This is a genomic window from Roseibium sp. (assembly GCF_048261595.1).
Taxonomy (GTDB): Bacteria; Pseudomonadota; Alphaproteobacteria; order Rhizobiales; family Stappiaceae; genus Roseibium.
On sequence record NZ_JBLXFW010000003.1, the window covers coordinates 123,906 to 147,063 of the forward strand.

The following is a 23,158-nucleotide window of genomic DNA, read 5'->3' on the forward strand; positions in this document are numbered from 1 at the left end:
GGTCATTTCCGACTTCCATGATGAGCCTTGATCTGGTCAATCTCCGACTGCATCACCCGGAAAGCATCGAGAGCCAAACGTTCGTCCCGGGTTAAATCCCCGAGCTTGGGTTCCAGCTTGTCGATCAACACCATGAGCGCTTCGCCCATCCGACCGAGCTGACGTCCGTAGCTGCCCACTTCACGAAGGACATCCTGCTCAATTTCCGGTGCCGGGGAGCGGCCCAAATTGATGTTGATCAGGCCGAACTGACTTCCGAAGGCCTTGAACATGTCGAACCAGGGATTGATGGCCTGGACAACGTCGCCGGAGAGGGGGAGCCTGAATTCGGGCATCGCGAGCCTCCTGATTTGATATCGGTTGCCTGAAAAGACTAATACAACCGTGTCGCAAACGGATGCCCAAATTCCGGTCTCATGGAAGAGGCTACATCTTAAGCCCGGCCGGCTTTGGCATTGGCCAATGCATTTGCAAGAGCGCCGGCAAAACTGGTCCGGTCTTCCGGATTAAGAAAGTTGCCAAGATCGACCGCTTCACCGCGGGAGGACAGGCACAGCTTCGTCACCCCTTCATCCTCGATCCGGGTCATGGTTAGTCGCGCCCAGTAAGGATTGAACCGGTATTCCTGATGGCGCCTTCCCGGGCCAACCTTTCGAATGATAATTTCAGTCGCGGAAACGCTGACTTCTTCGAAGGCATTGGCAGAGGCGTAATTGCGCCGGAATGCGTACCAGATCAGCAGAACATCAAGACCGAAGAACCCAAAAACCGGCCAGGCCCCAATCATAAGGAAGAGCATACCGGCGACGAAGCTGACGGCACCCAGACAGGCCATCAGGATCAGAAACCCATTCGGACTAAGTGATCTATAGGGCGTCAGCACAGCAGAGAAGAACGGCGCGTTCTGCGCATCGCCCTCATGGCCGCTATCGTCTTTCGCGTTGTGATCCGTCATGTGCTGAGATTATAGAGAGGCCATGACAGATTCAAAGATCACAAAGCGTCGCGCCTCTGCCTCCGCGAAAACCACCGCCGGGAAAGCCGCTCCAAAGAAGCGCAAGGCTCCGTCCGTCGACAATCCGGGCAAAGTGCTGAAGCGCTCGCGTTACAGCAAGGCGGAGACCTACGCGATCTTTCAACGCTTCCATGCGGACAATCCGGAACCGGAAGGCGAACTGGACTACACCAACGCCTATACGCTGCTGGTCGCAGTGCTCCTATCAGCGCAAGCGACTGACGTCGGCGTGAACCGGGCCACGAAGAACCTGTTCCAGATGGCTGATACGCCGGAAAAAATGGTTGCCCTCGGCGAGGACACGGTGCGTGAGGAAATCCGTACCATCGGTCTTTTCAAGACCAAGGCGAAAAACGTCATTCTCATGTCCGAGCAGTTGATCCGCGATCATGGAGGCGAGGTTCCCGAGGACAGGGAAGCCCTTGAGAAACTGCCCGGCGTCGGCCGGAAGACCGCCAACGTGGTGCTCAATATCTTCTTCGGCCACCCAACGATCGCCGTAGATACTCATCTGTTCCGCCTTGGCAACCGGATCGGTATTGCCCCCGGAAAAACACCGCTCGATGTCGAAAAAGCCATGGAAAGGGCTGTGCCACAGGAATACAGCCTGCACGCGCACCACTGGTTGATCCTTCATGGCCGCTACATCTGCAAGGCACGCAAGCCGGAATGCAAGCGGTGCGTCATCTATGATCTTTGCCGCAGTCCGGAAAAGGAACCGTTCGACGCTGTTCCCGAGATCGCCTTGCGCACTGCAAGCCTTGTGGCACAAGGCAAGACGACGCTGGACACTTAGGCAAGGAAAAACCGCAGCTCACTTGTCTGAACTGCGGTCCATAAACGACGCCGGTGATGTCGGCTAAAGCCCGAGTGCCGGGCAGTCAGACCTTTTTGCGCACGCGCACAACGACGTCTACACGAACGATTTCCATGCCCTCGGGTGCCTTCGGCACTGATCCGATGCTGACCCCTTCGCTCGGAATGTCGAAAACCTTGTTCTCGCCCTCAACGAAGAAGTGATGGTGGTCGGATACGTTGGTGTCGAAATAGGTCTTGTTGCCGTCGATCGCTACTTCGCGCAGAAGCCCCGCCTCGGTGAACTGGTGCAGGGTGTTGTAGACCGTTGCGAGAGACACCGGCACATTGGCGTCCACGGCTTCCTCGTGAAGGAGCTCAGCGGAAATGTGGCGATCGCCTTTCGAATAGAGGATTTCAGCCAGGGATACGCGCTGACGGGTCGGACGCAGTCCTGCATCCCGGAGCATATCGGTCACATTCTGTTCGGCATGATGGTATGTCATCGTGTCGGTCATTCCAGATCTCGTTCCCGTCGTCTGCGGGCGATTGCGCCTGCATCCTTAAATCTAGGGTCTGGCACACAAAATGGCAAACAACCCAGCTATTCCGCCTATATCTGCCATTTCTTGGTCCGCAGATGCAAGTTTTAAAAGGCGAGACTGTTTGACAATTCGACGCCATCGATCACCAAGAATGCAACTGAAAGCGTAAAAAAGACTTCAATTGACCTGAAACTTACCGCTTCCGTGATCTTCCGATGACGTTTCCCCTGTGTTAGGAAGTCGGCCTACGCATTTCGATGAAAACCGCCATCCGGCCCTGTCACGAGATCAAGCCGGATGCAGAAGAGAACAACGGAACCCGAATGACCGAGCGGCGCTCCAGCTACGAATACGAAGACCTTCTTGCCTGTGCACGCGGCGAACTGTTTGGCGAGGGCAATGCCCAGCTGCCGCTGCCGCCGATGCTCATGTTCGACCGTATCACGGACATTTCCGAGACGGGTGGCGAGTACGACAAGGGTTATGCTCGCGCCGAATTCGACATCAAGCCGGACCTGTGGTTCTTCCCGTGTCACTTCCAGGGCAATCCGGTCATGCCGGGCTGCCTCGGCCTTGATGCCATGTGGCAGCTGACCGGTTTCTACCTCGGTTGGCTCGGCCTCGAGGGCAAGGGCATGGCCCTGTCCACCGGCGAAGTGAAGTTCAAGGGGATGGTGACCCCGGACGTCAAGAAGGTCGAGTACGGCATCGACTTCAAGCGCATCATGAAAGGCCGTCTCGTGCTCGGCATCGCCGACGGATGGGTCAAGGCCGACGGCAAGCAGATCTACACGGCGACCGACCTACGCGTCGGTCTGGCGAAGACCTGATCTTCGCCAGCTTACCGCACCACTGACGCGAGCTGACCTGGGCTCTGCCTCGCTCAGCATCTGAAACACTTGAAAAGTCCGGAGGGTCGACCTGCCGGACTTTTGACGAATGAATGGATAGGAGACCGCAATGAGGCGGGTGGTTGTTACAGGGATGGGGATTGTTTCGTCGATCGGCGCAAACACCCAGGAAGTTCTCGCAAGCCTTCGTGAAGGCAAGTCTGGCATCAGCTTTGCGCCGGACTATGCAGAACACGGATTCCGCAGCCAGGTTCACGGGATGCCGAATGTCGACATTCCGTCTCTGATCGACAAGCGCCAGCTTCGCTTCATGGGCGATGGCGCTGCATATAACTACATCGCCATGGAACAGGCGATCGCGGACAGCGGCCTCGAGGAGAAGGACATCTCCAACGAACGCACCGGCCTGATCATGGGTTCGGGCGGTCCGTCCACCAAGAACCTCTTCCAGGCGCACAAGATCGTCATCGAGAAGGGTTCGCCCAAGCGCATGGGCCCGTTCATGGTGACCCGCGGCATGAGCTCCACAAACTCTGCCTGTCTTGCGACCCCGTTCCAGATCAAGGGCATCAACTACTCCATCACGTCGGCCTGCTCGACCTCGGCACACTGCATTGGCGCTGCCACCGAACAGATTCAGTTCGGCAAGCAGGACGTCATGTTCGCAGGTGGCGGCGAGGAACTGGATTGGACCCTGTCCTGTCTGTTCGATGCAATGGGCGCCATGTCCTCGAAGTACAACGACACGCCGGAAACCGCCTCGCGCGCCTATGACGCGACGCGCGACGGCTTCGTCATTGCCGGCGGCGGCGGTGTTGTGGTTCTGGAAGAACTCGAGCACGCCAAGGCCCGCGGTGCCAAGATCTACGCCGAAGTCACCGGCTACTGCGCGAACTCGGACGGCTACGACATGGTGGCTCCGTCCGGCGAAGGCGGCGAGCGCTGCATGCGCCAGGCAATTTCCACCCTCGGAGAACGCAAGGTCGACTACATCAACTCGCACGGCACCTCGACGCCGGTCGGTGATATCGGCGAAATCCAGGCGATCCGCCGCGTCTTCGGCGAGAACCAGCCTCCGGTCTCCTCGACCAAGTCGCTCACCGGCCACAGCCTCGGCGCGACCGGTGTTCAGGAGGCGATCTACTGCCTGCTGATGCTGCAGAACGACTTCATCACCGCGTCTGCAAACATCACCGAGCTGGATCCCGAGCTGAAGGAAGGCGAGATCGTTACCAAGCGTATCGACAATGCCGGCCTCGACACGGTTCTTTCCAACAGCTTCGGCTTCGGCGGCACCAATGCGTCGCTCGCCATGTCCCGCTACCACGGCTGAGGTTCAAAAACATGTCTGAAATCATGAAGGGCAAGCGCGGCCTCATCATGGGTGTGGCCAATGACCACTCCATTGCCTGGGGTATCGCGAAGACGTTGGCCGACCATGGCGCCGAACTCGCCTTCACCTACCAGGGTGAAGCCTTCGGCCGCCGTACCAAGCCGCTTGCCGAAAGCGTAGGCTCCAACCTGCTGCTGCCGTGCGACGTGGAAGACATCGACAGCGTCGATGCGGTTTTCGCCAAACTGAAGGAAGAATGGGGCACCATCGACTTCCTGGTGCACGCGATCGGGTTCTCCGACAAGAACGAACTGAAGGGCAAATACGCCGACACCACGCGGGACAATTTCTCCCGCACCATGGTGATCTCCTGCTTCTCCTTCACAGAAGTGACGAAGCGTGCGGCCGAGCTTATGCCGAACGGCGGTTCGATCATCACCCTGACCTATGGCGGCTCCACCAAGGTGATGCCGAACTACAACGTCATGGGTGTTGCGAAGGCGGCGCTGGAGTCCTCCGTGCGCTACCTGGCAGTGGACTACGGTCACCAGAATATTCGTGTGAACGCGATTTCAGCCGGTCCGGTGCGGACACTCGCAGGCTCCGGCGTCTCCGACGCGCGTCTCATGTTCAACTACCAGAAGCGGAATGCGCCGCTTTGCCGCACCGTGTCCCTGGAAGAGATCGGCGGCACGGGCCTCTACCTGTTGTCGGACCTTTCCGGCGGCGTGACCGGCGAAGTGCACTTCGTCGACAGTGGCTACAACATCATGTCGATGCCCCGTCTGGACGAACTGAAGGCCCAGGAAAGCCAAGGCGATTAAGCCGGTACAAGACGACTCCTTGAACATGAAAAGGGCGGCTCGAAAGGCCGCCCTTTTTTTGTTTTCAATCGCTTATGGCAATCAATCGATCAGTTCGTCCGGATAGACACCGAAGAGCCGTGTCTGGTCGACCCAGCCGTCGTAACCGTCGCCATTAACGCGGCACCAACCGCCAGCGCACTCGGTCACGTTCGTCAGAACGTTCGCTTCCAATTCTGCGACCAACTGTCCATCGGACTTGGATCGCGCTCTGAGTGGCGTCCTGGCATTCTCATCCCAGGGCGTTACCAACGCTGTTCTGCGGCCGGAGAGGAGCGAGTGAAACACCCAGCCTTCTTTACCTTCCCAGTCCCTGATACGGCGCCAGTTGTCGAATTCCTGAATGATTTCAACAGGAAGACCGGCCTTCACGAAGGTCCACCCGATATCGTGATCTCTCGATGGACCGATCCGCACGTTGACCCGGTCCGACTTCAGGCTGACAAAACGAGGGACGGGAAGTCCGGAGGCACCGGTCTTCGTTGCCTGAGCAGCAGCTTCCATCGGGACCAAGGCAGCCGTGAGAAGTGCGAAAGCAGTGATGACGCCGGCCTGAATCCACGTCTTCAATCGAGCCATATTATTCGCTTGTCCAATTGTTATGTACGCTCAACATCATGCAAAACCTGTATCGAAAACGGCGCTCGAACACCAGCACTCTGCATTTGCGAGAGCTGGAGATCCGTGCAGACTTGCATGCCCTTGTTTCTCTCCAGCCATCTAGGTAAGGAGAATGGAGTGTTGGCGTGCGCGTTCTCTGCAAGGTGCGCTATGGTGGAACCGTTGTGGTTAACGTGACCTCAACGATACGCAAAGGCATGAAGCATGGCGAAAAAGAAGCCTGTGGTCGTCGTGACCCGGAAACTCCCGGATGTGGTGGAAACCCGCATGCGCGAGCTCTTCGAGACACGGTTGAACGAGAACGACCGGCCCTTCAGCCAGGCAGAACTGGTTGAGGCGGTGAGATCGGCAGATGTGCTGGTTCCGACCGTAACAGACCGCATCGATGCCGCCGTGCTGTCTCAGGCTGGCCCGAATCTGAAACTGATCGCCAACTTCGGTAACGGCGTCGACAATATCGATGTCTCCACCGCGAACAACCGCGGCATCAACGTGACGAACACCCCCGGTGTTCTGACCGAAGACACTGCAGACATGACCATGGCCTTGATGCTTGCCGTGCCACGTCGTCTCGCTTCGGGTATCAAGGCGCTTGAGGCCGGCGAATGGACCGGCTGGTCTCCGACCTGGATGCTCGGCCACCGGATCTGGGGCAAGCGCCTCGGCATCATCGGCATGGGCCGCATTGGCCAGGCAGTCGCGCGCCGCGCCAAGGCCTTCGGCATGTCGATCCATTATCATAATCGCCGCCGTGTCACGCAGGATGTCGAGGAAGCCCTTGAGGCAACCTACTGGGAAAGCCTTGACCAGATGCTTGCCCGCATGGACGTGGTGTCGATCCACTGTCCACATACGCCCGGTACGTTCCATCTTCTGTCTGCCCGCCGCCTCAAGCTCCTGAAGAAGGATGCTTACGTGGTCAATACGGCGCGCGGCGAGGTGATCGACGAAAACGCCCTGATCCGGATGCTGGAAGCCGGCGAAATCGCCGGGGCCGGCCTCGACGTGTTCGAGCATGAACCCGCCGTCAATCCGAAACTGATTTCTCTCGAAAACGTCGTCCTGCTGCCGCACATGGGTTCGGCAACCATCGAAGGCCGCATCGAGATGGGCGAGAAGGTGATCATCAACATCAAGACCTTCATGGACGGTCACCGTCCGCCGGACCGGGTCCTTCCGTCCATGCTTTGACCAGATCTAGCGATGTCGAACCAGGTCCCTGAGAACCTCAAAGCTCTTGAGGTAACCTCAGCAGGAAAAAACTGGATCGACGCGCTCCCCAATCTGGTTGACGTTTGCGTCCGGCACTGGGATCTGGAGAACGTTGGAGCGCCATTCGGCGGTTCAACCGTATCTCTCGCCTTCCCCGCAGTTCGCGACGCAGTTCCTGTCGTGGTCAAGTTACAGTTCCCGCATGATGAATGCCGATTTGAAGCAGATGCCCTGAAAGTCTGGAACGGCAACGGCGCGGTGCGTTTGTTCGGTCATTTACCGGAACACAACGCATTGCTATTGGAGCACGCTCAACCCGGGACATATCTATCCGACAATCCGAACATCGATCATTTGGGCGTTGTGGCGGACTTGTTGAAACGGCTCTGGGTAACAACGGATTTTCCGTTCAAGCGGCTGTGTGAGCAATCAGAAGACTGGACAACTGCGTTCGAATGCGAGCTCCGGATTGCGACCGACACAGGGGAACGCCGACTGATCCGCCATGCTCAAGATCTGTTGCAAGAGCTGCTGTCGACGCCGATGCAAGAAGTCCTCGTGCATCAAGATTTACATGGGCAGAACATCGTCTCCGCCCAGCGAGAACCCTGGCTCATCATAGATCCGAAGCCCCTTATGGGGGAAAAAGCATTCGGCCTTGCACCAATTGTTCGTAGTTTCGAATTCGGAAATACAAAGTCATCAATGCTCTACCGACTAGATCGGATGTCGGAAGAACTGGGTATCAATCGTGAGCGAGCTCGGAGTTGGACGGTCGTTCAGACACTGGCTTGGGGTTTTGAACCGCGCTTCAAGGCAAAGCACCGACAGATTATCGAGTGGCTTATCGGCACTGTCTGAGAAAGCTACTTGTACTTGTTCCAGATGGCTCCCTCACCCATCTTCTCGACAAAAGCCTGATGGGCGGCATATTCGTCATCGCGGCGCATTGAAGCCAGCGGGGTGGGCCGCTTGCGGGCATTGAAGGGGCCAAGGCCCAGCTCACTGCTGCCACCGCCGTTCGCCGATCCTGCCCCATCATCTTTTTCGTCGTCTGGAGAGAGGATCAGCGCTGCCTGCTTACCCCCCTTGAGCTCAAGATAGACCTCGGCAAGGATTTCGGCGTCGAGCAACGCCCCGTGCTTCACACGGCGGGAATTGTCGATGCCGAAACGGGAGCATAGCGCGTCCAGTGAATTCGGTCCGGTCGGGAACTTACGGCGAGCGAGATCGAGGGTATCGATAACCTGCGTGCGCGGGATCAAACGGCGGCCCGCGCGCTCAAGCTCCATGTTGATGAAGCCCATGTCGAACGCGGCATTGTGGATCACAAGCGTGGCGTCTCCGACGAAATCAAGGAATTCATCTGCAACATGTTCAAACAATGGCTTGTCGGACAGGAACTCTTCCGAAAGACCGTGAACGTTGAATGCCTCAATAGGCATGTCCCGCTGCGGGTTGATGTAGACGTGATAGAAATTTCCGGTCGGGATCTGGTTGAACAGCTCAACTCCCCCGATTTCGACCAGACGGTCTCCGCCTCGCGGGTTCAGCCCCGTGGTTTCGGTATCGAAGGAAATTTCACGCATGTCGTCGCCTTGCCGATGTTTCCGGCCCAATTTGCCCAGTCTGTTGGCCTAGGCCAACCCGCTTTCCGCGTTTTTCAGCTCCGGGACGACAATAGTCACGACAATCTCACGGAAGAGGCGCAAGGGCCCGCAAGATCGCAACGACCGAACGCTCGGCAGCTTCAAGGCCACGGCTAGTATCGATGATGAAATGTGCCCGGGAACGCTTGTCGGCGTCGGGCATCTGCCGGGAAACGATCACCTCAAAACGCTCTGGGGTCATTCCCGGCCGCGCCAGAACGCGGGAGCGTTGAATGTCCGGGTTCGCTGTCACCACAACCGTGACATCAACACGGTCATCACCGTTGGTTTCGAACAGAAGCGGGATGTCGAGCAGGACAGCCCGGCGGCCTTCGGACAGTGCCTTGGCGAGGAATGCCTGTTCCTCCTCACGCACCAGCGGATGGACAATCGCCTCAAGGCGCCTCATCGCATCGGGCTTTCCCAGAACGTGCGGGGACAACAGGGTGCGATCGACCTTGCCCTCGACAACGGTTCCGGGAAACTCGGCCTCGATTAGCGGAGCCGCGCGGCCAGCGTAGAGGGCGTGAACGGCTGCATCCGCATCGTATGCGGGAACACCGTTGGCGGCAAAAAGCTTCGCCGTCGTGGATTTTCCCATGCCGATGGAACCGGTCAAGCCAATGCGGATCATCAAGACTGTCCCAGATCGGCCAGAATGAGGGCGCGCAACTCATCATCGACTTCAGGACGAACACCGAACCAGCGCTCAAAGCCCGGTACCGCCTGATGCAACAACATGCCGAGACCATCAACGATGGGATTTCCCCGCGCCTCAGCCTGGAGGAGCAAATCGGTCTTCAGGGGCGAGTAGATAGCATCTGTGACCAGAGCCGTTCTGGACAGCTTTGAGAGATCGATTTCAAGCGGCGGCTTTCCAGTCATACCGAGGGATGTCGTGTTGACCAGAATGTCCGCTTTCCCCAGGTAGTCCTCAACTTCTTCCCAGCCATGGGCAAACGTTTTTGATCCGAATTGCCTTACGAGTTCTCTGGCCTTTTCAACGGTTCGGTTGAAGATATGCACTTCCTTGAAGCCACGGGAGAGAAGTGACCAGATGATCGCCCGCGACGCCCCGCCGGCCCCAAGCACCACGGCAACGCCGGGCTCGTTGTCCCATCCCGGCGCCCACTGGTCCAGATTGCCCAGAAAACCGATCCCATCGGTATTTGCACCGCAGAGTTTGCCATCATCGTCCAGCCAGAGCGTATTGACCGCACCCATGGCCTTTGCAGCATCGTCGAGCCAATCGCAGGCCTTGGCGGCAACTTCCTTGTGAGGCACCGTGACATTCCCCCCGGAAAGACCGGATGCGGCGAAGTTGGCATAAAATTTTTCGGCATTCTCAGGTTCGACGGCCTGGCGACCATAGTCGCCATCAATTCCGTGCTTTTTCAGCCAATATCCCTGGACCATCGGCGAGCGGGACTGTGCGACAGGCCATCCGGTAATCGCGACCTTCTTTGTCATCACTCCAGCACTCCCTGAACCCGCAGTTCTTCAAGAAGAGGCAAAAGCGGCAGTCCAAGGATGGTGAAGTAGTCTCCATCGATCCGCTCGAACAGCTGAACGCCCGGTCCCTCAAGCTGATAGGCGCCGACGCTGGACAGCGCGACTTCACCGACATCTGCCAAATAGTGACCGACGAACGCAGGCGTCAACTCGCGCATCGTGAGGCGGGCAGTCGAGACATGGCGCCAGATCGCCTCACCGTTACGCGACAAAACTACAGCAGAATGAAGCTCGTGGGTCTTCCCGGCAAAGTTCAGCAGCTGGCGGCGCGCTGCCTCCATGTCCGCGGGCTTGGTATAACGCTCGCCTTCAAAGGCGAGCACCTGATCGGCGCCAATCACAAGATCGGCAGGCCTGCGTTCGCTGACGTCGTTTGCCTTAGCTTCGGCCAGGATCGCGGCAAGGTCTTCCGGCGGCATGCCAGCTTCGATCAAGGGCGCTTCGACAGCACGTTCATCGACGCCGGCCGGATCGATGTCAATTTGCAGTCCGGCATTTTTCAAGAGCTCAGAGCGGATTCTGCTTCCGCTGGCCAAGACCAATGTCATGTTCGTTTCGTCCCGATAAAGTTTGGTGTCAGTCGACCGGTGCGGCCTTTTGCGCAGCCTTGTAGTCTCGGTAAAGCGCCATGATTTCCGCCGCGGTTTCCTCGATGGACCGCCGGGTGACGTCAATCAACGGCCAGCCGTTCTCAGAACAAAGACGGCGGCTGAGATTGATTTCCCGAGCAATTTCCTTTCGGTCCACATAGGTGTCGTTGTAGTTCTCCGACTGCAACGACAAGACGCGGTTGCGCCGGATCTGCTGGATACGTTCTGCAGATGCAATCAGGCCAACGACGAGCGGTTTCTTCAGGTTCATGAGTTCCTGGGGCAGGGGAATGTCCGGTACCAAGGGTACGTTGGCTGCCTTGATGCCCCGGTTAGCCAGATAGATGCAGGTCGGCGTCTTCGATGTTCTTGAAATACCGACGAGGACAATGTCCGCGGCCTCCAGGTCCTCCCAGATCTGACCGTCGTCATGCATCATCGTGTAGTTGAGTGCATCGATCCGCTGGAAATATTCCGCGTCCAGTTCGTGCTGGCCCCCGATGCGATGCGTCTTCGTGACATTCAGGTAGGACTGGAACACCGCGAAAACCGGATCGAGAATGTTGACGAATGGAATGCCGAGATCTCGGCAAGTGCGCTCAAGACGCTCAGAAATTTCCTTGTCGACCAGAGTATAGAGGACGATGCCCGGAGCTGCCTCAATCTCGCTGATGACCCGGTCGAGCTGCTTTTGCGTGCGGACCAGAGGATAGACGTGCTCGATCTCCTGGACGTCCTCATATTGAACCGTTGCCGCGCGGGCGACGGTCATGAGCGTTTCACCGGTCGAATCCGAGACCAGATGCAGATGAAAATAGTGTCTGGACTTATTCACGCAGTCATCCCCAGCCCTGTTTATTAATAGGGGGTTAACGTCCGGCGGTCGTGCGGACGTCCACTTTATGCCCGTTCCCTGTTTTTTATGAACAGGGCGGTTTTCTCAAATGACTCCCGACGAAACGAAAAGCCGCTCATGTGGATTAACATGAGGCCGGTCAATCGTAGACAGGTTTTCCACGTTCGCCAAATTAGTTAACGAAGTGTAAATTTTTCGATAAACCATTAGGGAGAAACAATTTTCCGAGTTATTGACTCCTGTGGAGGGTAACTTGTCCAGAACACGCGACGATTTATCCCGCATCGGATATAGCTGTGAATGATTGTGGAAGCCAAATGATCCCGGTAATCCACTCACAATAAGAAAAAACAGATTCAAAATTAAGAATCTTATTTGATTTGGAATGTGGGAAAGGGCTCTGCCTTATGAGATCCGAAGATCGTGCGGTGATGCGTGTACTGGCTGGAGAAAAGCTCTGGCCACCCCCCATCTGGATGATGCGCCAGGCAGGCCGCTACCTTCCCGAATATCGTGAAGTACGAGCCAAGGCATCGAACTTTCTCGACTTCTGCTACAACCCGGATCTTGCAACCGAGGTCACTCTCCAGCCGATCCGCCGGTATGGCTTTGATGCGAGCATACTGTTCTCGGACATCTTCGTCGTGCCGGATGCAATCGGCTATCCGGTTCGCTTTGAAGAAGGACGTGGTCCGGTTCTCGAACCTCTCAATTCCGAACTCGTTGATAGCCTTGAGCAGGATCGTGCCGAGGATCACCTAAAACCGGTTATAGAGACGGTTTCCCGCCTTCGGGCGGAACTTCCTACCGAAACCACCCTCCTGGGCTTCTGTGGCGCTCCCTGGACAGTCGCCTGCTATTCCGTAGCCGGACACACGACTCAGGATCAGGTTGCTGCCAGGGTTGGTTCGTATCGCGATCCGGATCTGCTTCAGCGGTTCATTGACCAACTGGTGACTGCCTCGATCAATTATCTGATCCGTCAGCTCGATGCGGGTGCCGATGCAGTCCAGATTTTCGATACCTGGGCAGGGGTTCTGGATGATGCGGGTTTTGAGCGCTGGTCGATCAAACCGACGAAAGCGATCGTCGCCGGTGTGAAAGCTGCGCGGCCGGGAGCCAAGATCATAGGTTTCCCCAAGGCGTCTTCTGCCCGTATGCAGACCTATATCGAGCGTACCGGCGTCGATGCGGTAGGTCTGGACTGGACAGCGCCGGATCACCTCGCGCTGGAAATCCAGAAGAAGGTTCCGATTCAGGGCAATCTCGACCCGATGCGGCTCGTGGCCGGCGGCAAGGCGCTTGATGAGGGCGTCGACCATATTCTTCAGACCTTCGATAAAGGCCCGCTGATCTTCAATCTTGGTCATGGTGTGACCCCGGACGCAGATCCGGAGAATGTTGCCCGTATGGTCGAGCGTGTGAAGAGGGGCTAGCACCATGGGTGTCTATGAATGGGTGAAGTCTCTTCACGTTATTTCGATCATCGCCTGGATGGCCGGGATGCTCTATCTGCCGCGTCTCTTCGTGTATCACGCCGATACGGAGATCGGATCGGAGAAGTCGGAGACCTTCAAGGTGATGGAGCGGCGTCTTCTGAAGGCGATCATCAACCCGGCGATGATTTCAGCCTGGATCTTTGGACTTTGGACTGCGTATGAAATCAGTGCGTTTTCCGACGGTTGGTTCCATGCGAAACTAACTCTCGTCATTCTGATGTCGGCCGCTCACGGGTATTTATCGGGATGCGTGAAGCGTTTTGCTCGTGACGAAAACAGGAAGACTGCCAAGTTCTATCGGATCCTGAATGAGGTCCCGACCGTTCTGATGATCTTCATCGTTATTCTTGTCATCGGGAAGCCGTTCTAAAGACAAACGCTCGTGGGCGGCTATTTTTTAGGCCGCCTACGCCTTTTTATGTACTTGCAGTTTTTTTTAAATTCCCCTAGTGTCTCGCGAACTTCCGGCCGGCGTTGTGGAGCGTTTGCATCCAACGGTCCCGGCAGCCACGTCTAGTCTAGACCAATCTGGCCGTCTCTCAGTCCCATCTTCCGAATTCTTCTGATTAATCGGTTTGCATGACGACACCATCAGAAGTCCATCCCTGGAAATATATCCACCAACATGATTGACCCCAACTCGATGCGGGAAATGAAACTCAAAGACCTCAAAGAAAAAACACCGACAGAGCTTCTTCAGGTTGCTGAAGAGCTAGAAGTCGAGAACGCAAGCACTATGCGCAAGCAGGAGCTGATGTTCGCCATCCTGAAGAACCTCGCGGCTCAGGACGTCGAAATCATCGGTGAAGGCGTCGTTGAAGTTCTGCAGGACGGATTTGGTTTCCTGCGGTCTCCCGATGCAAACTACCTGCCTGGCCCGGACGATATTTACGTCTCGCCGTCGCAGATCCGCCGGTTTTCGTTGCGGACAGGCGATACGGTTGAGGGTCAGATCAGAAGCCCCAAGGAAGGTGAGCGTTACTTCGCCCTTCTGAAGGTCAACACGATCAACTTTGAAGATCCGGACAAGGCGCGTCACAAGGTCCATTTCGACAACCTGACGCCGCTCTATCCTGACGAACGTTTCAAGATGGAGATCGAGGATCCGACGACCAAGGATCTCTCGCCGCGCATCATCGACATGGTCGCACCGCTCGGCAAGGGCCAGCGTGCGTTGATTACCGCGCCGCCGCGCACAGGTAAGACGGTCTTCCTTCAGAACATCGCCAAGTCCATCACGACTAATCACCCGGAATGCTACTTGATCGTTCTTCTGATCGACGAGCGCCCGGAAGAAGTGACCGATATGCAGCGCACCGTTAATGGTGAAGTCGTGTCATCGACATTCGACGAACCAGCATCGCGTCACGTTCAGGTCGCCGAGATGGTGATCGAGAAGGCGAAGCGTCTGGTCGAGCACGGCCGTGATGTTGTCATCCTGCTTGATTCCATCACCCGTCTCGGCCGTGCCTACAATACGGTCGTACCGTCTTCGGGTAAGGTTCTGACCGGTGGTGTCGACGCCAACGCACTTCAGAGGCCGAAGCGCTTCTTCGGTGCGGCTCGTAATATCGAAGAGGGCGGGTCCCTGACGATCATCGCAACGGCGCTGATCGATACCGGCAGCCGCATGGACGAAGTCATCTTCGAAGAGTTCAAGGGTACGGGTAACTCCGAAATCATTCTGGATCGCAAAATCTCCGACAAGCGTGTCTACCCGGCGATTGATATTCAGCGGTCCGGCACCCGTAAGGAAGACCTGCTTATTCCGGCTGAAAAGCTCAAGAAGACGTTTGTCCTTCGTCGGATCCTCAACCCGATGGGCACTGTCGATGCGATCGAATTCCTGATCGACAAGCTCAAGCAGACCAAGTCAAACGACGACTTCTTCGACAGCATGAACACCTGATCCGATTCGGATCCGTATCATCCAAATTCAAAGGCGCTGCGATCTGAAAATCGCAGCGCCTTTACTATTTCTTAAGCATATGTTTCACGTGAATCCGTCCCAACTGAATCGGATCCGAACGGACCAATTGCATGACCTATCTGGAAACAGATCGCCTGATCCTTCGCCGCTGGACTGACGCCGACCGTTTTGCGTTCGCAGCGATGAATGCCGATCCTGAAGTGATGAGGTATTTCCCTTCGACTCTGAACAGGGTGGAGAGCGACAAGCTGTATGACAAGGCCGTCCTGTTAACGCAAAAAGATGGCTTTTGCTTCTCACCGGTAGAAGACAAGGAAACAGGAGAATTTCTCGGATTTGTCGGATTGTCTGTTCCGCGATTTGAACCGGAACTTCCGTTTGATCCATGCGTCGAGGTGGGCTGGCGACTTATCCGCAAGGCCTGGGGACAAGGGTTGGCAACGGAGGCAGCCAGAGCCTGGATCGGATTCGGTTTCGAAACGCTGAAGCTGGAAGAAATCGTATCCTTCACGACCATAACCAATTTGCCCTCACAAAGGGTGATGCAACGTCTTGGTATGATCAGAAGCATGGCGGATGATTTTCATCATCCGGCATTACCGCCTGATCACCCACTAGGCCCCCATGTCCTTTATCGGCTGAATAGAAGCGATTGGCTGGAACACCGTCAGCGGGATCAATCAATTCTCTGAAGGGCTGCTTCCAGGTCGCGCCGCGTCTGAATCGGGAACGAACACGCCCCGTCACGGCAAAGATAGACAGTAGCCTTGCCATCGAGCGCGTTCTTCAATCGCGCCGGATGCCCTTCCGCAAAATCATCGGTCGAACTCACAACAATACGAATGAGCGCGGGATCCACGGCCTTGTCCAGTATTTTCAGAAAAGGATTCGGATCCGTTCCCTCGGGAGCGACGATGACTGCAAGCCGCCCGTTGACGCGCGTATCGAAAGCAGCAAGCAGGGAAGAGGTGGCGAAAACGTTTTTCGGGATTTCCGATGACACTGCCACCAAAAGCTTGTCGGCAACGTCACGGTACAGCGTGTTACCTGTCATGAGAAACAGCCGCGAGAATGCTTCTGCCGCGAGACCGTTTGCACTTGGTGTCGCCTCATCGGCGACACTGAAGGGACGCGTGATCAATCCCTCCGCATCATCGGCCGTCAGGTAGAATGCACCTTCAGCGCCTTGGTAGTGCCTCAATAGGATCTCCGCAAGGCACTGCGCGTCGGTGATGTAGCGCTCAGCGTTATCGGGTATCACCTCGGCAAGTGCGAGGGCGGCCACAATCATACCAGCGTGATCTGACGCAAAGCCAGGAAACACGAGCTCGCCATCGCGCCAGGAATGCCCCAAACGCCCATCGACAGTCATAGACGCCATTACGAAGTCGTAGGCCTTCCCAGCGGCTTCCAGGACTGATTCACGTGAAACATATTTACTGACGCGGGCCAACCCGGTGATGACATAGCTGTTCCAATCCGCGAGCACCTTGTCGTCAAGACCAGGCCTCACACGAGTGGTTCGCCGTTCCAGGAGCTTCTTTCGCAGCCGAGCGAGGCGTGCTTCATCGCGAGCTGAGACACTGGGTGCCTTGAGACGATTGAGGATTGTGGAGCCTTCCCAGTTGCCAGAGGGATGAACGTCGTACGCCTTGGCGAAGGCGAGGGCATCCTCAGGCCCGAGAGCCTCAGTGATTTCATCCGATGTCCAGACATAGAACTTGCCTTCTTCGCCTTCACTGTCCGCATCCAGACTTGAGGCGAAGGCGCCGCACGGAAGCTGCATTTCATCCAGAAGCCAATCGACCGTCTCTTCGATTCGCCGGCGAAACAGGTCATCCTCGCTGGCTGGATAGGCAACCGCAAGATTGCTCAAGTATTGGCCGTTGTCGTAGAGCATCTTCTCGAAATGCGGCACGAGCCATAGATGATCGACAGAGTAGCGGGCGATACCGCCTTTCAGGTGATCGTAGATGCCCCCGTTGCTGATCTGGCGCAGCGTATGGAGGTAGGTCTCCTTTGCCGTGTCGTTGCCACTACGCAGTCCCGCCCGCCAGATCAGATCCAGTACCGAAGCTTGCGGGAACTTCGGCGCGCCCTTGATTCCACCATGCTCCCGGTCGAACAGGGTAAGAAGTCGCTCACCAGCAGTCACCATAAGGCTTCTGTCGATCGGGGCTGTGGGTGTGATCTGAGCCTTGAGCGCCTCCATCAAGCCGGAACTGTTGTTTTCGATTCGTTCCCGATCCGTATGATAGGTGCGCGATACCGCTTCCAGAGTATCAACGAAGGAGGGCCGGCCCCATTGCGGGGTCTTCGGAAAGTAGGTCCCACCCCAGAAAGGTTCACCCTTGGGGGTGAGGAACATGGTGAGGGGCCATCCACCCTGCTCACCCAGGGCATGCAGGGCCTTCATGTAGATCTGGTCGATATCGGGCCGTTCCTCACGGTCGACCTTGATGTTGACGAACAGCCGGTTCATTACCTCTGCAGTTGCCGGGTCTTCAAAGCTCTCGTGGGCCATGACGTGGCACCAGTGACAGGCCGCATATCCCACGGAGAGCAAGATCGGCTTGTTCTCGGCCTTCGCCGCCGCCAACGCTTCCTCGCCCCACTGGTACCAGTGGACCGGGTTATCCTTGTGCTGCAGCAGATAGGGACTCGTGGACGTGGCGAGGCGATTCTCGGTCATGGAAACGGGGGACCTTTCAGGGACCTTTTTGATTTGCTGACCAATAGGGTTGAAGCAATTTGCGCCGTGGTGCAACAACGTCCTCTGTAAAGCTCTTTCGGCAAGGTGGAATGAAATCATGGCAGACACGATCTTTGCCCTCTCCAGTGGCGCGGTTCCCTCTGGCGTTGCCGTCATTCGACTGTCAGGAGAGAGGGTCGGGGAAGCCCTGCGTCTATTGACCGGATCCGTGCCTAAGCCGCGGAGAACTGCTTTGCGCAGGCTGAGGGCCCAGGAAAGCGGAGAGGTGATAGACGAGGCCCTGGTGCTGTTCTTCAAGGGTCCGGCAAGCTTTACCGGCGAGGACGTCGCCGAACTCCAGTGCCATGGTGGACGAGCGGTAGTAGCGCGCCTGCTCGAAGTGCTTTCCGGCATTGAGGGAATGCGTCCGGCAGAGCCAGGGGAGTTTACCCGGCGCGCCTTCGAGAACGGTCGGATGGACCTGACCGAGGTGGAGGGACTGTCCGATCTCATTGCGGCAGAGACCGAAGCACAACGGCGCCAGGCGGTGAGGCAGATGGGTGGCGCACTCGGCCAGCTCTACGAGGGCTGGCGGAAAAGGCTCATTCATATGCGTGCCATGGTCGAAGCAGAGTTCGACTTTGCCGATGAGGAGGATGTTCCGGGAAGCGTTGCAGATGAGGTCTGGGTCGAGGCAGCAGCTCTTGCAGACGAAATCGAGCTTCATCTCGAAAAGTCCCGCAGCGGAGAGCGTTTGAGGACGGGGCTGCAGGTCGTTCTGATGGGGGCACCGAATGCGGGTAAGTCGAGCTTGCTGAACGCCATTGCCGGCCGGGATATCGCCATCGTCACAGAAGAGGCCGGTACTACCCGGGATGTCATCGAGACCCATCTTGATCTTGGAGGGTACCCGGTGACCCTGGTCGATACCGCCGGCCTCCGGGAGACAGATGGCGTGGTCGAACGCGAAGGTATACGTAGGGCACGGGAACGAGGGCGGGGCGCTGACCTAGTTCTCTGGGCAATGGAGCCAGGCGGCATGCCGCCCGATCATGTAGCGGCCGGGTTAAGCGATGAGATACGGGCGATCGTTCCTCTCTGGATCGTAAACACCAAGACGGATCTTGAGACTCCTCCGGAACGAGACTCCTCCGGAACGACCCATGAAATCCCTTGTTCTACGAAGAATGCTTCCGGAACAGATCTGCTGTTGAAGCGGCTTTCCGATTTCGCTGAAGAAACGATAGCAGTCGGTGAAGCGCCCTTGGCCACGCGTCAAAGGCATCGTCACTTCCTGGTGGAATGCTGTTCCGCCCTGCGCCAGGGTGTCAGTGCCGCCCACTTACCGGGAGAACTGCGCGCAGAGGAGCTGCGCCTTGCCGCGGACGCCTTGGGCAGGATCACCGGTCGCATTGACGTGGAAGATCTGTTGGATGTCATCTTCAGGGACTTTTGTATCGGCAAATAATTGTTTCACGTGAATCAGCCTGAGTAACTCTGGATCGATTCATATCCGGAACATGTTTCACGTGAATCATTTGTCGGTTTGGGGAGGTTTCTTGGCGCGGCAATGCCCCGTCCGCCTCCCTTGTTCATCCCGTATCGTTTCCTTTTCTTTTGACCGTGATGGGCCACGGATTTATAAAGTGCGCAACGTAAGCGTCGGGACTTCCGGCGTTTGAAACGGAAGCTTGTGTCTGTCCTGTCTGTGAATTCGGACTCTGTGCTTTCCGACAATCTCCATTCAAGACATGTCCGAAGCCGGCTTTGAGCCGCCGGGCTTGTGAGCGTTGCAAATGAGCGAAGCAAACCTGACCTATGATGTCGTTGTAATTGGCGGTGGCCACGCCGGCTGTGAGGCGGCGGCTGCCTCCGCCCGCCTCGGGGCGGAAACCGCGTTGGTCACCCACCGGTTCGACACCATTGGTGTACTGTCCTGTAATCCGGCCATCGGCGGTCTGGGCAAGGGGCACCTTGTTCGCGAGATCGATGCACTCGATGGCCTCATGGGTCGCGTCGCCGACAAGGGCGGGATCCAGTTCCGCATGCTCAATCGCCGCAAGGGTCCCGCCGTTCGCGGGCCACGGGCGCAGGCTGACCGTAAGCTCTATCGCGAAGCCATGCAGGCTGAGATCTCGGCCATCGACCATCTTACGGTCGTGGAAGGTGAGGCCGACCGATTCCAGTTTGAGGATGGCCGCATCACCGGAGTTGCTCTCGCTGACGGCCGGGTCATCTCCTGCAGGTCCGTCGTGCTCACTAGCGGAACCTTCCTGCGTGGTCTTATTCATATAGGCGACAAGAAAATCCCGGCGGGCAGGCAGGGCGAAGGTCCTGCGATGGGGCTGTCCCTATCGCTCGAGGAAATCGGCTTCGACCTCGGCAGGCTCAAGACCGGCACGCCGGCACGACTCGATGGCCGGACCATTGACTGGGGCAAGCTCGAAGAACAGCCGGGCGACGATGAGCCTATCCCGTTCTCTACTCTGACTGATCGCATCGAGACGCCGCAGATCCCGTGCCATATCACACGCACGACCCCGGAGACGCACAAGATCATCCGGGACAACCTGTCCCGTTCGGCCATGTACTCCGGAAACATCAAGGGGCGGGGCCCGCGGTATTGTCCTTCAATCGAGGACAAGATCGTTCGCTTCGGTGACCGCGAGGGGCATCAGATCTTTCTGGAGCCTGAGGGCCTCGATGATCACACGGTCTATCCGAACGGTATTTCAACCTCGCTGCCGGAAGATGCTCAGATCGCATTCCTGAAGACGATCCCCGGTCTGGAGAATGTCACAGTCATTCAGCCGGGCTATGCCATCGAGTATGACCACGTTGATCCGCGAGAACTGTCGGCTTCACTCGAAGCAAAACGATGCTCCGGACTGTTTCTCGCCGGTCAGATCAATGGCACAACGGGATACGAGGAAGCAGGTGCTCAAGGGTTGGTCGCAGGTCTGAATGCGGCGCTCAAGGCACAGGGACGGGACGCGTTTGTCGTGGATCGAAGCCAGGGCTACATCGGTGTGATGATCGATGACCTGATCACACGGGGCATCACCGAGCCGTATCGAATGTTCACCTCGCGAGCGGAGTATCGCTTGTCGCTTCGTGCCGACAATGCAGACCAGCGTCTTACGCCGCTCGGCATCAAGCTCGGATGCGTATCCGATACCCGTCGAGTCGCCTTCGAAACGAAGATGGCCAAGATTGAAGCTGCGCGTGAGACGCTGAAGACCTTGACCATCACTCCGGCGGAGGCGCAGCGCAAAGGCTTGCCGATCAACCAGGACGGCATCCGGCGTTCCGCCTTCGACCTGCTGTCGTATCCGGATCTGACGTTCGATCAACTCATACAGGTCTGGCCGGAGCTGGTGGACATGAGTCCGATGATTGCAGAGCAGGTCGCCACCGATGCCCTCTATGCGGTTTATCTTGACCGGCAGGCCGCCGACATTGAAGCGCTGAAGCGTGACGAAGCTCTCGCCATCCCTGCGGATTTCAATTTCGACGCGCTGGCTGGTCTGTCGAATGAGGTGAAGCAGAAGCTTGCCACCGTGCGACCAGCGACCCTTGGCCAAGCCTCGCGGATGGAGGGAGTGACCTCTGCCGCCTTGACGCTGCTCTTGTCTCACATAAAGCGGCAAAATCGGCAGGGAGCTGCCTGATGGCAAAGATTCCACCGCTTAGAACATCTGCACAGGATGTGCATAACTATGGGGATGTTTCACGTGAAACGCTTGAGCGACTACAGATTTACGTCGACCTGGTTTTGAAATGGCAACCGGCCCAGAACCTGATTGCACCGTCGACCATCCCCGATATCTGGACCCGCCACGTTGCGGACAGTCTGCAAACGAAATGGTCTTTGCCGGAAGCGAAAGTCTGGGTCGACATTGGAAGCGGCGCCGGATTTCCAGGAGTCGTGACCGCGATCCTTCAGGCCGACGATCCGGAGGGTCATGTCCACATGATCGAAAGCAACCAGCGCAAGGCGGCCTTCCTTCGAACAGCTCTGCGTGAAACCGGAACCACGGGCACGGTTCATGCCGGACGGATCGAATCGGTTGCGAAAGAGTGGCAATATGGTCCAGTGGATGCGGTGTCAGGCCGAGCCTTGGCTGCGCTTGATTTGCTTTTGACGCTTGCGGAGCCCTTCACATCCACCGGAGCGCGCTGCGTTTTCCACAAAGGTCAGGATTTTCAACGGGAAGTTAACGAAGCGTCTCACGCATGGTCGTTCGATCTGGTAGAAAAGAAAAGTCTAATTGATCCTACGAGCCGGATGCTTCTTCTTTCAAATATTTCTCCCCGGCATAGCGAGGAAGGTGTCGCCGTATGAGCATGCTTCCAGAATCTCCGCGCGTTCTGGCCCTTGCCAATCAGAAGGGCGGGGTGGGCAAAACCACCACGGCCATCAACCTGGGTACGGCTCTTGCCGCGATTGGGGAGAAGGTTCTCGTCATCGACCTTGATCCACAGGGCAACGCGTCGACGGGTCTCGGCATTGAGCGTCGTGATCGGGGTCTTTCCACCTATGACGTTTTGAGTGGCGATTGCAGTCTGGACGAGGCAGTGAAGGACACTGCGGTTCCTCGGGTATGGGTCGCGCCGTCGACTATGGATCTGCTTGGTCTGGAGCTGGAAATCGCGTCTTCAAGCGACCGGGCTTTCCGCCTCCGGAATGCTATCGAGCAGCTCACGCGCTCGCGCCTGTTCCAGGAAATCGGGTTTACCTACGTCCTGGTCGATTGCCCGCCGTCGCTGAACCTGCTGACGATCAACGCCCTTTCCGCGTCGCATTCCATCCTCGTTCCGCTTCAGTGCGAGTTCTTTGCCCTTGAAGGTCTGAGCCAGCTGCTCAGCACGGTCGAACAGGTTCGGAATGCCCTGAACCCGCAGTTGACCATCCACGGTATCGTCCTGACCATGTATGACAGCCGCAACAACCTCTCGAGCCAGGTGGTTGCCGACGTGCGTGAGACCATGGGCGATGCAGTTTATGAGACGGTCATCCCTCGCAATGTACGCATTTCCGAAGCACCGTCTTACGGCAAGCCGGCGCTTCTTTATGATTTGAAGTGTGCAGGAAGCCAGGCATATCTCCGCCTTGCGTCGGAGATCATCCAGCGAGAGCGAGATCTGCGCAGGGTTGCGGCTTGAGCGCAATAGACTGGCGAATTGATGGGATT

At 57.1% G+C, this 23,158-nt stretch carries 24 protein-coding genes; 14 read left to right on the forward strand and 10 right to left on the reverse strand.

Going from position 1 to position 23,158, the window contains the following annotated elements; translation table 11 throughout:
* Positions 1-2: 2 nt before the first annotated feature.
* Positions 3-335, reverse strand: coding sequence for a hypothetical protein (locus ACN0SY_RS11655; RefSeq protein WP_417687307.1), 333 nt, complete (start codon positions 333-335; stop codon positions 3-5).
* A gap of 98 nt (positions 336-433) precedes the next feature.
* On the reverse strand, positions 434-955 hold the full coding sequence (locus ACN0SY_RS11660; protein ID WP_417687308.1) for a DUF2244 domain-containing protein: 522 nt from the start codon (positions 953-955) through the stop codon (positions 434-436).
* 22 nt (positions 956-977) lie between these two features.
* On the opposite strand from ACN0SY_RS11660, the gene nth reads away from it, so the two are divergent.
* Entirely contained in the window at positions 978-1,811 is an 834-nt protein-coding gene (nth, locus tag ACN0SY_RS11665; protein ID WP_417687309.1) for an endonuclease III, read from the forward strand.
* An 85-nt stretch (positions 1,812-1,896) separates the two neighbouring features.
* Here nth and irrA read toward each other — a convergent pair whose 3' ends face one another.
* Complete coding sequence (gene irrA, locus ACN0SY_RS11670) at positions 1,897-2,328, reverse strand: iron response transcriptional regulator IrrA (RefSeq protein WP_417687310.1); 432 nt, start codon at positions 2,326-2,328, stop codon at positions 1,897-1,899.
* A gap of 350 nt (positions 2,329-2,678) precedes the next feature.
* On the opposite strand from irrA, the gene fabA reads away from it, so the two are divergent.
* The 3 genes from fabA (at position 2,679) to fabI (ending at position 5,363) form a co-directional block, all read left to right on the forward strand.
* Positions 2,679-3,185 (forward strand): 3-hydroxyacyl-[acyl-carrier-protein] dehydratase FabA, encoded by a 507-nt coding sequence (fabA, locus tag ACN0SY_RS11675; RefSeq protein WP_417687912.1) that lies wholly within the window; start codon positions 2,679-2,681, stop codon positions 3,183-3,185.
* Between the two features lie 130 nt (positions 3,186-3,315).
* Positions 3,316-4,539 (forward strand): beta-ketoacyl-ACP synthase I, encoded by a 1,224-nt coding sequence (fabB, locus tag ACN0SY_RS11680; protein WP_417687311.1) that lies wholly within the window; start codon positions 3,316-3,318, stop codon positions 4,537-4,539.
* 11 nt (positions 4,540-4,550) lie between these two features.
* Complete coding sequence (gene fabI / locus ACN0SY_RS11685) at positions 4,551-5,363, forward strand: enoyl-ACP reductase FabI (RefSeq protein ID WP_417687312.1); 813 nt, start codon at positions 4,551-4,553, stop codon at positions 5,361-5,363.
* A gap of 81 nt (positions 5,364-5,444) precedes the next feature.
* Here the strand turns inward: fabI and ACN0SY_RS11690 are convergent, their stop codons facing one another.
* Positions 5,445-5,981 (reverse strand): SH3 domain-containing protein, encoded by a 537-nt coding sequence (locus ACN0SY_RS11690; protein ID WP_417687313.1) that lies wholly within the window; start codon positions 5,979-5,981, stop codon positions 5,445-5,447.
* Positions 5,982-6,227: 246 nt separating this feature from the next.
* Here ACN0SY_RS11690 and ACN0SY_RS11695 point away from each other — a divergent pair, with 246 nt between their 5' ends.
* Together ACN0SY_RS11695 and ACN0SY_RS11700 are read left to right on the forward strand one after the other, a co-directional pair.
* Positions 6,228-7,214, forward strand: coding sequence for a 2-hydroxyacid dehydrogenase (locus ACN0SY_RS11695; RefSeq protein ID WP_417687314.1), 987 nt, complete (start codon positions 6,228-6,230; stop codon positions 7,212-7,214).
* Between the two features lie 12 nt (positions 7,215-7,226).
* Positions 7,227-8,096, forward strand: coding sequence for an aminoglycoside phosphotransferase family protein (locus tag ACN0SY_RS11700; RefSeq protein WP_417687315.1), 870 nt, complete (start codon positions 7,227-7,229; stop codon positions 8,094-8,096).
* A gap of 5 nt (positions 8,097-8,101) precedes the next feature.
* Here the strand turns inward: ACN0SY_RS11700 and dnaQ are convergent, their stop codons facing one another.
* From dnaQ to ACN0SY_RS11725, 5 genes are all read right to left on the reverse strand, one after another.
* Complete coding sequence (gene dnaQ, locus ACN0SY_RS11705) at positions 8,102-8,824, reverse strand: DNA polymerase III subunit epsilon (RefSeq protein WP_417687316.1); 723 nt, start codon at positions 8,822-8,824, stop codon at positions 8,102-8,104.
* Positions 8,825-8,930: 106 nt separating this feature from the next.
* Positions 8,931-9,518 (reverse strand): dephospho-CoA kinase, encoded by a 588-nt coding sequence (gene coaE, locus ACN0SY_RS11710; RefSeq protein ID WP_417687317.1) that lies wholly within the window; start codon positions 9,516-9,518, stop codon positions 8,931-8,933.
* Positions 9,518-10,354 carry a shikimate dehydrogenase gene (locus ACN0SY_RS11715; RefSeq protein WP_417687318.1) on the reverse strand — a complete coding sequence of 279 codons (837 nt, stop codon included), beginning with the start codon at positions 10,352-10,354 and terminating at the stop codon, positions 9,518-9,520. Before ACN0SY_RS11715 ends, coaE begins: the two co-directional genes overlap by 1 nt.
* On the reverse strand, positions 10,354-10,944 hold the full coding sequence (locus tag ACN0SY_RS11720; protein WP_417687319.1) for a Maf-like protein: 591 nt from the start codon (positions 10,942-10,944) through the stop codon (positions 10,354-10,356). Before ACN0SY_RS11720 ends, ACN0SY_RS11715 begins: the two co-directional genes overlap by 1 nt.
* Positions 10,945-10,972: 28 nt before the next feature.
* Positions 10,973-11,821 carry a pyruvate, water dikinase regulatory protein gene (locus ACN0SY_RS11725; protein ID WP_417687320.1) on the reverse strand — a complete coding sequence of 283 codons (849 nt, stop codon included), beginning with the start codon at positions 11,819-11,821 and terminating at the stop codon, positions 10,973-10,975.
* A 428-nt stretch (positions 11,822-12,249) separates the two neighbouring features.
* Here ACN0SY_RS11725 and hemE point away from each other — a divergent pair, with 428 nt between their 5' ends.
* The 4 genes from hemE to ACN0SY_RS11745 all read left to right on the forward strand — a co-directional run bounded on the left by hemE (position 12,250) and on the right by ACN0SY_RS11745 (position 15,963).
* A complete protein-coding gene (hemE, locus tag ACN0SY_RS11730) occupies positions 12,250-13,278 on the forward strand; it encodes a uroporphyrinogen decarboxylase (protein ID WP_417687321.1) in 1,029 nt (342 codons plus the stop codon).
* 4 nt (positions 13,279-13,282) lie between these two features.
* Complete coding sequence (hemJ, locus tag ACN0SY_RS11735; protein WP_417687322.1) at positions 13,283-13,711, forward strand: protoporphyrinogen oxidase HemJ; 429 nt, start codon at positions 13,283-13,285, stop codon at positions 13,709-13,711.
* A 273-nt stretch (positions 13,712-13,984) separates the two neighbouring features.
* Complete coding sequence (gene rho, locus ACN0SY_RS11740) at positions 13,985-15,250, forward strand: transcription termination factor Rho (RefSeq protein WP_417687914.1); 1,266 nt, start codon at positions 13,985-13,987, stop codon at positions 15,248-15,250.
* A gap of 131 nt (positions 15,251-15,381) precedes the next feature.
* Positions 15,382-15,963, forward strand: a complete 582-nt coding sequence (locus ACN0SY_RS11745) for a GNAT family N-acetyltransferase (RefSeq protein WP_417687323.1) — start codon at positions 15,382-15,384, stop codon at positions 15,961-15,963.
* Here ACN0SY_RS11745 and ACN0SY_RS11750 read toward each other — a convergent pair.
* The gene (locus tag ACN0SY_RS11750; RefSeq protein WP_417687324.1) at positions 15,948-17,963 is read right to left on the reverse strand and encodes a thioredoxin domain-containing protein; all 2,016 of its coding nucleotides are present in this window, start codon (positions 17,961-17,963) and stop codon (positions 15,948-15,950) included. The genes ACN0SY_RS11745 and ACN0SY_RS11750 overlap by 16 nt on opposite strands.
* 118 nt (positions 17,964-18,081) lie before the next feature.
* On the opposite strand from ACN0SY_RS11750, the gene mnmE reads away from it, so the two are divergent.
* The 4 genes from mnmE (at position 18,082) to ACN0SY_RS11770 (ending at position 23,129) form a co-directional block, all read left to right on the forward strand.
* On the forward strand, positions 18,082-19,431 hold the full coding sequence (gene mnmE / locus ACN0SY_RS11755) for a tRNA uridine-5-carboxymethylaminomethyl(34) synthesis GTPase MnmE (RefSeq protein ID WP_417687325.1): 1,350 nt from the start codon (positions 18,082-18,084) through the stop codon (positions 19,429-19,431).
* A 328-nt stretch (positions 19,432-19,759) separates the two neighbouring features.
* The gene (gene mnmG, locus ACN0SY_RS11760; RefSeq protein ID WP_417687326.1) at positions 19,760-21,634 is read left to right on the forward strand and encodes a tRNA uridine-5-carboxymethylaminomethyl(34) synthesis enzyme MnmG; all 1,875 of its coding nucleotides are present in this window, start codon (positions 19,760-19,762) and stop codon (positions 21,632-21,634) included.
* Positions 21,634-22,308, forward strand: a complete 675-nt coding sequence (gene rsmG / locus ACN0SY_RS11765; protein ID WP_417687327.1) for a 16S rRNA (guanine(527)-N(7))-methyltransferase RsmG — start codon at positions 21,634-21,636, stop codon at positions 22,306-22,308. Before mnmG ends, rsmG begins: the two co-directional genes overlap by 1 nt.
* Positions 22,305-23,129, forward strand: coding sequence for a ParA family protein (locus ACN0SY_RS11770; protein WP_417687328.1), 825 nt, complete (start codon positions 22,305-22,307; stop codon positions 23,127-23,129). Before rsmG ends, ACN0SY_RS11770 begins: the two co-directional genes overlap by 4 nt.
* Positions 23,130-23,158 lie beyond the last annotated feature (29 nt).